Source organism: Mycobacterium sp. NGS34, from assembly GCF_059812845.1.
This window is the reverse complement of record NZ_JCALDM010000016.1, coordinates 108,685-122,189: the sequence shown is the minus strand read 5'-3', so window position 1 is coordinate 122,189 and position 13,505 is coordinate 108,685. Positions and strand designations below refer to the sequence as shown.

General features: G+C 68.2%; 14 protein-coding genes. 7 read left to right on the top strand and 7 right to left on the bottom strand.

From position 1 onward, the window contains the following. Window positions 1-8: 8 nt before the first annotated feature. The 4 genes from cysW to AC5Y7V_RS27270 all read right to left on the bottom strand — a co-directional run bounded on the left by cysW (window position 9) and on the right by AC5Y7V_RS27270 (window position 4,286). Window positions 9-818 carry a sulfate ABC transporter permease subunit CysW gene (cysW, locus tag AC5Y7V_RS27285; protein WP_499883162.1) on the bottom strand — a complete coding sequence of 270 codons (810 nt, stop codon included), beginning with the start codon at window positions 816-818 and terminating at the stop codon, window positions 9-11. Continuing rightward, window positions 815-1,690, bottom strand: a complete 876-nt coding sequence (gene cysT / locus AC5Y7V_RS27280) for a sulfate ABC transporter permease subunit CysT (RefSeq protein ID WP_499883161.1) — start codon at window positions 1,688-1,690, stop codon at window positions 815-817. Before cysT ends, cysW begins: the two co-directional genes overlap by 4 nt. Beyond that, complete coding sequence (locus tag AC5Y7V_RS27275; RefSeq protein WP_499883169.1) at window positions 1,687-2,685, bottom strand: sulfate ABC transporter substrate-binding protein; 999 nt, start codon at window positions 2,683-2,685, stop codon at window positions 1,687-1,689. The genes cysT and AC5Y7V_RS27275 overlap by 4 nt, the downstream gene beginning before the upstream one ends. A gap of 569 nt (window positions 2,686-3,254) precedes the next feature. Further along, the gene (locus AC5Y7V_RS27270) at window positions 3,255-4,286 is read right to left on the bottom strand and encodes an epoxyqueuosine reductase (RefSeq protein WP_499883160.1); all 1,032 of its coding nucleotides are present in this window, start codon (window positions 4,284-4,286) and stop codon (window positions 3,255-3,257) included. A gap of 103 nt (window positions 4,287-4,389) precedes the next feature. On the opposite strand from AC5Y7V_RS27270, the gene AC5Y7V_RS27265 reads away from it, so the two are divergent. After that, entirely contained in the window at window positions 4,390-4,641 is a 252-nt protein-coding gene (locus AC5Y7V_RS27265; RefSeq protein WP_499883159.1) for a three-helix bundle dimerization domain-containing protein, read from the top strand. On the opposite strand, the gene AC5Y7V_RS27260 is transcribed toward AC5Y7V_RS27265, so the two are convergent. Further along, window positions 4,642-6,945: an MMPL family transporter gene (locus tag AC5Y7V_RS27260; RefSeq protein ID WP_499883158.1), complete on the bottom strand. Its 2,304-nt coding sequence runs from the start codon at window positions 6,943-6,945 to the stop codon at window positions 4,642-4,644. 224 nt (window positions 6,946-7,169) lie between these two features. On the opposite strand from AC5Y7V_RS27260, the gene AC5Y7V_RS27255 reads away from it, so the two are divergent. The 6 genes from AC5Y7V_RS27255 to AC5Y7V_RS27230 all read left to right on the top strand — a co-directional run bounded on the left by AC5Y7V_RS27255 (window position 7,170) and on the right by AC5Y7V_RS27230 (window position 11,471). Then, the gene (locus AC5Y7V_RS27255; protein ID WP_499883157.1) at window positions 7,170-8,093 is read left to right on the top strand and encodes an NmrA family NAD(P)-binding protein; all 924 of its coding nucleotides are present in this window, start codon (window positions 7,170-7,172) and stop codon (window positions 8,091-8,093) included. 10 nt (window positions 8,094-8,103) lie between these two features. Beyond that, window positions 8,104-8,409 (top strand): hypothetical protein, encoded by a 306-nt coding sequence (locus tag AC5Y7V_RS27250; protein WP_499883156.1) that lies wholly within the window; start codon window positions 8,104-8,106, stop codon window positions 8,407-8,409. A gap of 49 nt (window positions 8,410-8,458) precedes the next feature. Then, on the top strand, window positions 8,459-9,196 hold the full coding sequence (locus tag AC5Y7V_RS27245; RefSeq protein WP_499883155.1) for a DUF899 domain-containing protein: 738 nt from the start codon (window positions 8,459-8,461) through the stop codon (window positions 9,194-9,196). Further along, a complete protein-coding gene (locus AC5Y7V_RS27240; RefSeq protein WP_499883154.1) occupies window positions 9,180-10,142 on the top strand; it encodes an RNA polymerase subunit sigma-70 in 963 nt (320 codons plus the stop codon). The genes AC5Y7V_RS27245 and AC5Y7V_RS27240 overlap by 17 nt, the downstream gene beginning before the upstream one ends. 17 nt (window positions 10,143-10,159) lie before the next feature. Next, window positions 10,160-10,636, top strand: coding sequence for a DUF6632 domain-containing protein (locus AC5Y7V_RS27235; RefSeq protein ID WP_499883153.1), 477 nt, complete (start codon window positions 10,160-10,162; stop codon window positions 10,634-10,636). 64 nt (window positions 10,637-10,700) lie between these two features. Further along, window positions 10,701-11,471, top strand: a complete 771-nt coding sequence (locus tag AC5Y7V_RS27230) for a VldE C-terminal domain-containing protein (RefSeq protein WP_499883168.1) — start codon at window positions 10,701-10,703, stop codon at window positions 11,469-11,471. Window positions 11,472-11,495: 24 nt separating this feature from the next. Here the strand turns inward: AC5Y7V_RS27230 and AC5Y7V_RS27225 are convergent, their stop codons facing one another. Together AC5Y7V_RS27225 and AC5Y7V_RS27220 are read right to left on the bottom strand one after the other, a co-directional pair. Further along, window positions 11,496-12,530: a PE family protein gene (locus AC5Y7V_RS27225; protein ID WP_499883152.1), complete on the bottom strand. Its 1,035-nt coding sequence runs from the start codon at window positions 12,528-12,530 to the stop codon at window positions 11,496-11,498. Between the two features lie 189 nt (window positions 12,531-12,719). Further along, window positions 12,720-13,502, bottom strand: a complete 783-nt coding sequence (locus AC5Y7V_RS27220; protein ID WP_499883151.1) for a 3-hydroxybutyrate dehydrogenase — start codon at window positions 13,500-13,502, stop codon at window positions 12,720-12,722. Window positions 13,503-13,505 lie beyond the last annotated feature (3 nt).

Genomic DNA, 13,505 nt, shown 5'->3' with positions numbered 1-13,505 from the left:
TCTCCTTGTCATGCTTGGGCCCGAGCCCGTGCCCGTCGAATGAGCAGAACGGCCTTGACGATCAGAAACGCGACGGCGACGCCCATCATCAGCGTCGACAGTGCGTAGGCGCCGTATTCGGCCCCGCGGTTGTAGCGGTCGTTCACCAGCAGCGTGAGGGTCTGCGATTCACCGGGGAGATTGGAGGAGACCATGATGACCCCGCCGAATTCGCCGAGGGTGCGCGCGGTGGTCAACAGGATGCCGTAGGTCAGTCCCCACCGGATGGACGGCAGCGTGATCCGCCAAAACGTCTGCCACCAGCCGGAACCCAGTGTCGCGGCCGCCTGCTCCTGCTCCGTCCCCACTTCCTGCAGCACCGGTTGGACCTCGCGCACCACGAACGGCAGGGTGACGAAGATGCTGGCCAGCACGATGCCGGGAGTACTGAAGATCACCGGAATGCCGAGGTCTTTTTCGACGAAGCCCAGTGCGCCGGCCGAGCCCCAGAGCACGATCAGCGCCACCCCGACGATGATCGGCGAAACCGCGAACGGCAGGTCCACGATCGTCTGCAGTACTCCCCTGCCGCGGAATCTGCTGCGCGCCAACAGGAGTGAAACCACGACACCGAATATGACGTTGAGCGGCACCACGATGGCGACCACCAAAAGCGACAGGTGCAGCGCCGATATCGCCGCCGGGGTGCTGATCCACGTGTAGAACTGGGCGAAACCGGGGCGGAAGGTGCGCCACAGAATGATGGCCACCGGAGCGACCAGCACCACCCCGAGGTAGGCCAGCACCACCGAGCGCAGGGCGTAGCGCGCCGGCGTCATGCCGCCCTCTCCTCGCGTTTGGCCCGCCGGCCGCCCGCGACCCGCAGCAGGAGAAGCACGCTGAACGAAATCGACAGCAACACAATGGATATCGCGGCGGCGCCGGTGCGGTCGTCGTTCTCGATCAAGGCGCGTATCCACTGGGAGGACACTTCGGTCCTGCCGGGCACCTGGCCGCCGATCGTCACCACCGAGCCGAACTCGCCGATGCAACGCGAGAATGCCAGGCCCGCACCGGATAACAGGGCCGGGGTCAGCGACGGCAACACGACCGAGGTGAATACCTTCGGCCCGGTGGCGCCCAGCGACGCGGCCGCCTCTTCGGCCTCGCGGTCGATTTCCAGCAGCACCGGCTGGATTGCCCGCACCACCATCGGGAGCGTCACGAAGATCAGCGCCACCGCCACCCCGGGGGGCGTGTGCTGCAGATGAATGCCGACCGGGCTGTTCTTGCCGTAGAGGGCGAGCATTACCAGGCTGGTGACGATGGTCGGCAACGCGAACGGAAGGTCGATGATCGCGTCGAGCACTCCTTTGCCGATGAAGTCGTCGCGCACCAGCACCCAGGCCGTCGCCAGCCCGAACACCAGGTTGATGATGGTGACCACGACCGAAACCGTCAGGGTCACCTTGAACGACTCCAGCGCGGCATGAGAGGTGACCGCCAGCCAGAAGGCCTGCCAGCCCCCGCCGACGGCCTGCCACGCGATGGCGGCCAGCGGCAGCAGCACGATCAGGGAGAGCCAGAGCGTCGCCACCCCGATCTGAAGGGACGCCCCGCCCGGCGGGCCGGCCGCACGCGCGGGACGGGGCTCGGGAACCTCAGTGCCGGACTGGGCGGGTTCCGGTTGGGAGAGAACGGCGGCGGTCATCCGGTTGCCTCCAGATAGACCTTGGTGATGCTGCCGCCGCTCCGGTCGAAGAGTTGCGCGTCCACTTTGCCCCAGCCGCCGAGGTCGGCGATCGTCCACAGCTTCACCGGCACCGGGTACTGGTCGCGGAACTTGTCGGCCACGGCCGGGTCGATCGGCCGGAAACCGGCCTGGGCCCATAGCTTCTGCGCCTCGGCGGTGTACTGGAAATTCTTGAACGCGGTCGCCGCATCCAGGTGCGCGCTGGTGCTCACCACCGCCACCGGGTTCTCGATCTTGAAGGTCTGCGTCGGGTTGACGTGTTCGACCGATTTGCCTTGCCGCTCAATGGCGATGGCCTCGTTCTCGTAGCTGATCAACACGTCACCGCTGCCTTCGATGAAGACACCGGTGGCCAGACGCCCGGAACTGGGACGCAATTTGACGTGCTCGTGCACCAACTTGCTGATGAAATCGACGCCGGCGTTGGTGTCGCGCCCGCCGCCGCTCTTGACCGCGTACGGGGCCAGCAGGTTCCACTTGGCCGACCCCGAACTCAGTGGGCTGGGCGTGACGACCTCGATGCCGGGGCGCAGCAGGTCGTCCCAATCGCGGATGTTCTTCGGATTGCCTTTGCGCACAACCAGTGTCACCACCGACCCGAAGGGGATCCCGCTGCTGGGGCCCTTGTCCCAGTCGCCGGAGATCTTGCCGGCCTTGACCAGTCGGGTGATGTCCGGCTCGACCGAGAAGTTCACGATGTCCGCCGGCTTGCCTTCGACGACACCCCGGGACTGGTCGGCGGAGGCTCCGTAGGACGTGATGACCTGGACTCCCCGACCCTCCTGCGAGGCGTTGAACGCCGGAATCACCTTGCTCCAGCCCGGTTCCGGGACCGAATAGGCGACCAGTGTGATCTTCGTGTTCGCCTTGGCCGGGCCGGTGCCGCCCGCGACGTCGCTGGCGCCGCCGCCGCATGCCGTGATCGTGCCGACCAGAAGGGTCAGCGCCGCCAGGCCGCGGGCGAGCCGCCCGTGCGGTGAGATCCGGATGTCGCTGAACAATTGGTGGCCTTCCAGTGCGGGACTTGGGTTACCTGGGGTCCCGTGGCCGCGGAAGGCGCTAGAACATCAACGGCCCTTACCAACTCCCAGTCCGCGCACGGGCTTACGAGTCAGCGACAACACTGCACGCGCGGGGAGCAAACAAGGGCTGGCACGAGCATGGCGCGAAGCCTAACAGCGCCCGTCCGCATCGGCGCACCGTCAGCAACGCGACTCAACCGGCGCGACGAGGGTGATGCGAGGCGGCGTCGCGCGACACCGAGCGCGGTTTTACCCGGGCGTAACGTCCTCGCGGATCGACGGGCCCAGCAACGCGGCATCGCACGAGCAAAACCCGAGGTCGCGCCCGTCGCGTCGAGCTCGAGCCGGCTCGGCCGGCGACGGCCGCGGCGACGGTCGCCGGCCCGGCGGACCGCGCGCTCGGCCCGCGGCGGGGACCCGGCATAAAAGTCACGTTGAGCCAAACGCGCCGGCCGCGCGCGAAATATGCTGTAGCCGAGCGGCTTGCGGGCGGCCGATCCCTAGCGGCCCCGGATACCGCTGTCGACGACCTTCACCGGCTTGTGCGGATAGCGGCGTTCGGCGTGCGCCTTCGCTCGCGAGTTCGGCAGCACGTACAGGGTTTCCTTCTTGTCCTGAAGCGGTTTCAGCACCAAGTCCATGAAACCCTTGCGGTTCTCGAGGTAGGGCTCGATGACCTCCTCCCCCGCCGGGCACACCGCCAGGCAGTAGGCGGCCTTGTAGTTGGGCTTGAACGACAGGCTCTGCCACATCGACGCGTTCTCCGAATCGGTGACCCGCGAACGGAAGTCGTCCGCGTCCGCGCTGTCCGCGATCGTCTGCACCCAGTCGGTGAACCCACCCATGAACTCGCGGTAGTTGTGCACCGAGCAGGAGACGAAGTCGAAATCGCCGTCCTTGCCGATCGCGCCGACCGGGCACGCCGCCACGCACAACTTGCACTCCAGGCACGGGCTGTAGTCCAGCGGCGCGCCGTAGCCGCTGATCGGCGCGTCCACCAAGATCGTGCCGAGCAGGATGAAGTTGCCGAACCTAGGGTGAATCACGTTGCGGTGGATGCCCATAACGCCCAGGCCCGCGGCGACGGCGACTGGCTTGTGCGCCACCACCCAGATGCGGCCGGGGAAGTTGTCCATCTCCATCGGGAACGTCGCCGACGGGTTCAGGGCCCGGTAGCCGGCGTCCTGCAGCCGGCGCACGATGCGGTGGGCCGCCTCGTTGAGCACTTCGCCACTGCGGTGGAACTCCTGGTTCGCGACGCTGCGGGCCGTCGAGCGCACGTTGTCGCGGTTCATCTTGACCACCAGCGAGATGTAGCTCCTGGCTCCCGGCAGCGCGGCCTGGACATGCTCGACCTCCGACGCGAGATCCGGGTTGTCCACTGCGGCGAACGCGACGTCGTCGGCGCCGGCGGCCAGGCACAGCTCGCGCAGCCAGTCGGCGTCGAGCACGCCGGGGCGCCGCTTCTGGCGAGCGCTCACCTTCTTCACCGTGGGGTGGTCGGCCAGCTTCGCCGGGAGTTTTTCCGCCATGCTCGGTATAGTACACGATACTCAGCTATGCCGCGCCAAGGGCCCGCGGACGCGTCGTTAACGGTGTTTGACTTCGATGTGAAGCGCATGCGAACCTGGCGCGGTGATCGAGTTGAGTGAACAGACGATCATCGCCCAGGCGGCCGATCGGTTGACCAGCAAGTATTCGACCATCCCAGCCGAAACAGTGACCGCGGTCGTGCGGGGCGTCCATGCCCGGTTCGAGGGCAGGCCGGTGCGCGAGTATGTCCCGCTGCTCGTCGAGCGGTACGCGGCGCAGGAGCTGGCGCTGCTCCTGCTGACCGGCCGCCGCCCGCTCTCCGCGCCGGCGGTCGACGAGGCCATCGCCGTTTGATCAGACGGGCTCGCCCCGCCGCGGCCCGCTCTGCACGCCGAACAACATCCGGCGGCTCGTGGCCCGCCAATCGGTTTTTTCGGTTTCCGCCCCGCTCTCGCTGAACCCGACGCGATCGTGCAGCCGGGCCAGCCATTCGGGCGCCCACCAGTTGGCCCGGCCCAGCACGTGCATGACCGCCGGCACCAACAGCATCCGCACCAGCGTCGCGTCGACCAGCACCGCGACCGTGAGCCCGAACCCGAACAGCCGCATGAGCGACACCTGCGCGGCCATCAACGCCACGAAAGAGATCGCCATGATCAACGCCGCGGCGGTGATCACCCGGCCGGTGTGGGCCACGCCGAGCGCGATGCTCCGGTCGTTCGCGCCCCAGCCCCGGTGTGAGGCGAGCCAATACTCGCGGATCCGCGCGATCAGGAAGACCTCGTAGTCCATCGAGAGCCCAAAACTTATGCAGAACAACAACACCGGCAGGTCGACTCCGATCGTGCCGGTCGCCGCGGTGCCGAGCCCGCCCAGGTGCCCCTGCTGAAACACCCACACCACCGCGCCGAATGCCGCGGCCAGCGACAGGGTGTTCGTCACGAGCGCCTCGAAGGGCAGCACCGCGCTCCCGGTCAGCAGGAAGACCAGCACCAGCGTGATCACGGCGATGACGGTGAGCACCAGCGGCAGGTGCGTCGTGATCGCGTGCACGGTGTCGCGATTGCTCTGCGCGGCGCCCGCGAGCTGCACCGGCCGGCCCGAGGGGGTCGCGACGGCGTGCAGCCGGTCCAGCTGCGTATTGGAGGCGGCGGAATACAGCGGCGCCGTCGTGCCAACGGTCATGAAGGCGGCGCCGTCCGTGACGGCGCACGGTCCCGTCGGCGGTCCGACCGGCCGGCCGCCGACGAACGTGCCGCCCGGCGCGGACACCGACGACACGTCCGGCACCCGCGACAGCCCGGCGGCGTAGGCGTCGAGGTCGGCCGGGCCGAGTCCGGCCGCATTCGGGAGCACGACGGTGACGTCGGGGACACCGCTGCCCGGGAAGCCGGCGCGCAACTGGTCGCCGACTTGACGCGCCGACGCCGAGGTGGGCAGGACCCGGTCGTCGACGACGCCCCACCGCACGTCGCGGAAGGGCGAGCCGAGCAGCAACAGCAGCGCGACGATGGCGATCACGATCGGCGCCGCGTGGCGGGTGACGCACCTGGTCCAGCGATACCAGATGCGCCGCTCGACCGGAGCCGGCTCGGGCGCGGGCCGCCGCAGGATCCGGCGCGCGAGCCGGCGCGCGTCCAGGGAATCGAGCCGCTCACCCAGCAGCGCGATGGCCGCCGGCGTCACGACGACCGCGGCGGTCACCGCGAACGCGACCACCGCGACCCCCGCGTAGGCGAACGATTTCAGGAAGTATTGCGGGAACAGCACCATCGTGGCCATCGACAGCGCCACCGTCATCGCCGAGAACAACACCGTGCGGCCGGCCGTCGCCATCGTGCGGATCAGCGCCGCGTCGCGAGTTTGGCCGTCCGCCAACTCATCCCGAAAGCGGCTCAAGATCAGCAGCGTGTAGTCGATGGCCAGCGCGGCGCCCATCGCGACGGTCAGGTTCAGCGCGAAGATCGACACGTTGGCGAACAGCGAGACCGCGCGCAACGACGCCATCGCACCGAGGATCGCGAACCCGCCGACGGCCACCGGCAGCGCCGCCGCGAACAAGCCCCCGAAGATCCAGACCAGCACCACAAAACTCAGCGGCAGCGCCAGCGATTCCATGACCAAGAGGTCGTCCCGGGTCTGCTCGTCCACCTCCCAGGTGGCGGTCGCCTCGCCGCCGAAGCGCACGGTGACGCCGTCGCGGTCGTGGGCGAGTTCGCGCGAAAGGCGTTCGGCGTTCTTCTGGGCGTTGGCCTCGCCGCCGGAGATCGCGGCCACGATCAGGCCGGTCTTGCCGTCCTTGCTGACGAACGCGGGCGCCGCGGCCGGCGGCGCGGTCCACGCGGATTGCACCTGCCCAACGTGGGGCGAATTCTGTAGCCGCCGAACGAGATCGGTGCCGACCGCCGTGGCCCGGGGGCCCCGCGCGTCGCCGTCGGCGGTCACGGTGATCAGCATGACCAGGTCGCCCTGGCCGAACTTCTGCGAGAGCAATGCCGACGCCCGCGACGACTCGGAGCCGGGATCGAACCACCCGCCGGGCAGCAGGGTCTTGCTCACCGGGATGCCGAAGATCGCGGTGGCGATCATGACGAAGACGGCCACGGCGATGACGCGTCGCGGCGCGGCGATGGCGAGACTGGCGATTCTCGACAGCACGACACTCCTTCTCCACAGCGTCCAGCTCAGGTCCCTGGAGCCACACCAGCACCGCACGGCGGTCATACCCTAGCCGTCAAGTGCTGGGCATGACGGCTTCCGTCCCCGAGGTTGGTCTCGTACGACGAAACCTGCGCACCGTAAATGACAGCAGCCGATGAATTTCAGCGACACGCCGCCTCTGTATAGGCGTTCAGGTTGTTTGCCTACGAAAGGACACGGAGATGGCGCAGGAGACGCCCACGCGCTACCTGATTGCGGGTGCGGGTGGAAGCCATGGAGCCACGGGCAATTACACGGCACGACAACTGCTCGCACGCGGGCTGCCAGTCCGCGCGCTCGTTCGTCGCTCCGATGAGCGGGCGGACCAACTTAGGGAGCTCGGCGCCGAGATCGCCGTCGGCGATCTCCGCGACTATCGCGACGTGCGCGCGGCACTGGACGGGGTCCAGCGCGCGTACTTCACGTATCCGCTGGCCGAAGGACTGCTGGAGGCCACCGCGACCTTCGCCGTGGCCGGCGCGAAGGCGGGCCTGCAATCGGTGGTGAACATGTCCCAGATCACGGCGGGCCCGGATCATCGCAGTCCCGCGGCTCGCGCGCATTGGGTGGCCGAGCGAGTGCTGGACCGGTCGGGGATCGGTGTCACGCACCTGCGGCCCCCCTTCTTTCTGGAGAATCTCTTCAACGTCGCGGCGCCGACCGTTCGCGCCGAGGGCAAGATTTATCTTCCGTACGGCGACGGGGCCCACGCCCCGATCGGGGGCGACGACCTCGCGCGCGTGATCGTCGGCATCCTCACCGATCCGGCCGCGCACCGCGGCAAGACGTACGTGCCCACCGGGCCGGCGTCGCTGACGATGACGGAACAGGCCGGCGTCTTCAGCCGGGTGCTGGGCCGGCCCGTCGAATACGTCAACATCCCGGGCGAGGCCTGGAGGCAGGCGCTGGTGCAGGTCGACGTCATGACGCCGTATTTGATCGAGCACCTCTCGCGGGTGGCCGAGAGTCACCAGCGCGGCGTCTTCGACGCGGTGACCGACGTCGTCGAAACGATTGGCGGCTTCCCGCCGCAGTCGTTGGAAGCGTTCATCGGCCAGCACCGAATCGCATTCGGGGTAGCGCAGGAGGCCCACCGGGATGCCTAGCGGGACCGGAATGCGCAGAGCCGCCGTGGTGCAGTACCACACCAGCGCAAACTCGGCCGCGCACAACCGGGCGTTGATCGAGCGGGTCGTCGACGAGCTCAGGGCCCGCGATCCCGGCGGGCTGGACTACCAGGCGTTCCAGTTCGAGGACGGAACGGGTTTCCTGCATGTCGCCGTGTTCGACGGCACCGCGGACCCGTTCGCGGGTTGCGGCGCCGACCGGGAGTTCCACCGCGAGCTGGACAAGCGCCTGGCGACATCGCCGGTGATCAGCCGCGCCGTGCTGATCGGCGCCTACTTCGGCAGGAAGCGATGAGTTTCGGCCCGGCCGATCCTCAGTATGTGGTGAATGGAGGCAGACCCCGATGAAGATTTCGCGCATCGCTCCCCGGCAGGAGTGGCTTGCCGCGCGGCTGGAACTGTTGGCCGACGAGAAGGCCGCGAGCCGGCAGCTGGCCGCCCTGGCCGAGAAACGCCGCGGCTTGCCCGCGGTGCCCGTCGACAAGGACTACGTCTTCGAGGGCCCCGCCGGCCGCCCACGGCTGATCGACCTGTTCGACGGCCGCCGCCAGCTGATCGTCTACCACTTCATGTGGCTGCACGACATCGACGACGGCTGCCCGAGTTGTTCGTTTGCCGTCGACAACATGCCCGACCCGCTCCACCTCAACGAAGGCGCGGACACCACGCTGGCGCTGGTGTCGCGGGCTCCGTACCCGCGGCTCAGCCGGTTCAGGGCGCGGATGGGCTGGCGGCTGCCGTTCTACTCATCGCACGGCAGCGACTTCAATTACGACTTCCACGTCACCAGCGACGAGTCGATCGCGCCGGTCGAATACAACTACAAGGACAAGGCCACGTTGTTGCGGGAGGGACTGGACTACGCGGCCGCCGACGGCGCCGACGGCCAGGGCATCAGCGTTTTCGTCCAGGACGACGGCGCGGTCTTCCACAGCTATTCGGCTTACGGGGTGGGCGCCGACGTCATGCTCAGCACCTACCGCTTCCTGGACCTGACACCGCTGGGCCGCCAGCGCTACATCAACGAGTGGCCGTGGCACGACACCTACGGAGCATCGGACGGCCATGCCCACCACCACTGACACCACCGAGGAGTTCGGGCGGCTGGCCGAGCCGTTCCGGCGCGAGCTGATCGCCTACGGCTACCGAATGCTCGGCTCGCTGGACGACGCCGAGGAGATCGTGCAGGACGTGTACCTGGAGGCGTGGCGCGCCTATGACCGTTTCGAGGGACGCTCGTCGCTGCGCACGTGGCTGTATCGCATCGCCACCCGCGCCTTCCTCAAGGGGATCGAGCGACACAACCGCCGCCCGCTGCCGTCGGACCTCACCGGTCCGGCGATGGATGCCTTCGCCGGCGTGCAGCCCGGCTCGGCGGAGCTGGCCTGGTTGCAGCCGGCACCCGATTCGGTGCTGACCGGCTCCCTGGCGGATCCCGCCGCGGTGGTTGCCGGGCGTCACACGATGCGGTTGGCGTTTGTCGCCGCGTTGCAGGCCCTTACGCCCCGTCAGCGGGCGGTGCTTATCTTGCGCGACGTTCTGAGCCTGAGCGCGGCCGAGGTCGCGGCCGTGCTGGAGCTCAGCGTCGCGGCGGTCAACAGCGCGCTGCAGCGGGCGCGCTCGCGGCTGCCGGCCGACCACGACAGCGTGCTCGAGCCGTCGGAGGCCCGGCAACGCGAGCTGCTCGACCGGTACGTGGCGGCGTTCGAAAGCGCCGACGTGGCCGGGCTCATGGCGGTGCTGACCGAGGACGCGATGTACGAAATGCCGCCATTTCTCACCTGGTTTCGGGGTGCGCGCGACGTCGGGGGGTTCCTCGGCGGACGGATGAGCATGTTGGGCGGGGCGTCGGTCATCCGGACTTCGGCCAACGGGCAGCCGGCGGCGGCGTTGTACACCGGTCCGGCCGGCGGGCGGCGGCTGCACTCGTTGCACGTGCTCACCGTTGCCGCACAGGGCATCTCCCACGTCGTGGCGTTCATGGACGTCGCGTCGCTGGGCCGTTTCGACTTGCCGGTGACGGCGTAAAGGAAAGGACGACAAAAATGAGCGCGACCGGAATCGACAAACAAGCCCCGCCGCGAGGCCCGAGGGGTTTCCGGGTGTTTCTGCGTGTCTACGGTGTGCTGACGCTGGCGATCTTCGTGCCGCTGTTCGTGGGCTTCGTCGCGCAGTCGCCGGTGCTGGCCGAGCACGGCGGCGCGTTGAACTGGACGATCTGGAACGACCTGCGTTGCGGCAGCGAACATTTGCACGTTCCCCCGATGCTGCTGGTGATCTACATCGTGTGGGGCATCTTCTTGCTGCGCGCCGCCGGCGACCCGCACGGCTATGCGTCGTTTCTAAGCTTCACCATGTGGGCCAATCTCGTTCACGGGTTATTGATGGCCGCCCAGGCGGCCACCGAGATGGATCACTACTGGAGCAAGTTCCTCACCGACATACCGTTCGTGCTGATCCTCGCGCTCGGCATCTACCTGTGGCGGCGCAAAGAGCCTGTCGGCCGGATTGATTCGAAGTGAAGCCGAAAGGCGCCACGGCTAACAACGTCGCGAAAGATCTCCGCACCCTGATTCTTCGAAAAAGATTGCCACGCGCGCCCCGGGCGGCGCTAAGCTGCTGTTCGTGCGCAAAGGCGTATTAGCCATCGGCCGGAGCCGCTGGCTGGCGTTGGCGGCCTCGCTGGTGGTCTCGGCCGCCATCATTTATGCCCAGGGCACCAAGCCCATCTACGCCCAGGGCGCCAAGCCGCCCGGCAATCCGGCCGCGGCCCAGGCGGTCGCGCCGTCCGTGCCGCCGATCGCCGCGGCCGCCCCCGGCCCGGTCGCCGCGCCGCCGCCGGCCGGTCCGGGGCCGCAGGTCGCCAGTCCCGCGGAGGTGGAAAAGCTGGCCGCCGGCGCGCCCGCCGCCGCCCAGCAATTCCTGTTCCCGTTGTCTCCCGGCGTCGCGTCGGAGCAGCGGTTGCAGGTGAAGACCATCTGGGCGGCCCGCGCCATCAGCGTGCTGTTCCCGGAGATCACCACCATCGGCGGCTATCGCGAGGATCCCCTGCCGTGGCACCCTAACGGGCTCGCGATCGACGTGATGATCCCCAACCACGCGAGCCCGGAAGGCATCCAGCTCGGCAACGAAATCGCCGGGTACGCCCTGGCGAACGCGAAACGATGGGGAATCAACCACGTGATCTGGCGGCAGAAGATCTACCCGGGCGTCGGCGCGCCGAGCTGGATGTCAAACCTCGGCAACGAAACGCTGAACCACTACGACCATGTTCACATCGCCACCAACGGCGGCGGCTACCCGACCGGTCACGAGACGTACTTCATCGGGTCGATGACGCCCACGCCGTCCGAGTGATCAACGGCGCCTTCGGGATTGCGCTCAGCCGCCGAGGAGGCCCAGCAGGCTACCGGTGAGGATCGGGGGCACCGTCAGCTGACCGCCGCCGAGGCTCGGGGGCAGGGTGAGCGTGCCGCCGGTGATGATCGAGGGGATCCCGACGTCGCCGCCGCCGACACTCGTGGGCAGGCTCAGCACGCCGCCCGTCAAGATCGACGGGATGCTCACGTCTCCGCCGCCGGCGATCGGGGGCAGGCTCAGCACCCCACCCGTGAGGATCGACGGCACGGTCAACTCCCCACCGCCCAGGAACGTCGGCAGGGTCACCGCGCCACCGTCGAGGATCGGGGTCAACACGCTGCTGATCGGGGGCACGGTGAACACGCCGCCGCCCAGGCTGGAGGGCAGGCTCAGCAGCCCACCGGTGATAATCGACGGCAATCCCAGCACGCCACCACCGAGCGTTTCGGGCAGGTCGAGCAGGCCGCCGGTGAGGATCGACGGCACGGTCAGCTCGCCACCACCCAGGAACGCGGGCAGGGCCACCACGCCGCCGTTGACGATCGGGCTCAAGGCGGTCGCGATCGAGGACCCGACGGTCGAGATCGGCGGCAGGATCAATTCCGCACCGCCCAGGACCGGCGGCAGCTCCAGCACACCCCCGGTGATGAGCGACGGCACGCTGAACACGCCGCCACCGAGGACCGGCGGCAGGGTCACCACGCCGCCGTTGAGGTTCAGGCTCGCGCTGCCGCCGAGGAACGACGAGAAATTCAGGTCGGCGGCGGCCGCGGCGTTGGCCGCCTCGGTGCCGAGGTAGGCGCCGGCGCCCGCGCTGACCAAGCCGACGAACTCCTCGTGAAACGCGTTGGCCTGGGCGCTGATGGCTTGAAAGTCCTGCCCGAAATCGCTGAATAGCGTTGCGACCAAAGCCGATACCTCGTCCTGGGCCGCGGCGGCCACCGCCGTCGTAGGCGCCGCAGCCGACGCGGCCGACCCGGACAGCAACGTGCGGATACCGGACAAACCTTCGGCCGCAGACTGCAGTTGCTCTGGAGCCGTCACCAGATATGACATATGCGCCTCCCGCCGATGCACCGCGACGGTCGCCCGTTGACCGGAGCAATAGAATCGTAATCGGATATTTCCGAAATGCCTATGAAAACCCCGCTTTTCAGCAATGACAGCGGCCGAATAGCCTCAACTGCGGGTAGCGCCTCCGGCGGCGGCCGGCACCGAAATGCTCGGTGCCGTCGCGTATTTCGCCTATTGCGCGGTCCAACCGCCGTCAATCGAATAACTGGCGCCGGTGATCGTGGCCGCCGCATCGCCGGCCAGGAACACCGCGAGCGCGCCGATGTCCTCCGGTTGGGTGTAGCGCGCCATCGGCTGCTTTTCGCCGACGAATTCCGGCTTGGTCTCTTCGAACGTCTTGCCCGCCGCATCGGCGCGAGCTTGGATCTGCTGGGCGATCAGGGGCGTCATCACCCACCCGGGACAGATCGCGTTGCACGTGATGCCGTGGTCGGCGGTCTCGATGGCCACCACCTTGGTCAGTCCGACGAGCCCGTGCTTGGCCGCGACATAAGCCGCCTTCTCGGCGCTGGCGACCAGGCCGTGCGCCGACGCGATGTTGATGATCCGGCCCCAGCCAAGGCTTTTCATCCCGGGTAGCGCGCACCGACACGTGTGGAAGGCCGCCGACAAATTCGTCGCGAGGACGGCGTCCCACTTCTCGACCGGGAACTCCTCCACCTTCGCCACGTACTGGATGCCCGCGTTGTTGACGAGGACATCGACTGCACCGAAAGCCTTTTCGGCGCCGGCGACCATTTCGGCGATCTCCTCCGGCTTCGTCACATCGGCCGCGGAATAGGTCGCGGTCACGCGGAACGTCTCCTCGATGTCGCGCCGCTGCCGCTCAATGACCGCCGGGTCACCGAAACCGTTGAGGGTCACGTTCGCGCCCTCGGCGGCGAAGGCGCGCGCGACGCCAAGGCCGATGCCGGACGTGGAACCCGTTACGAGTACCGACTTTCCGCGAAGCATCGC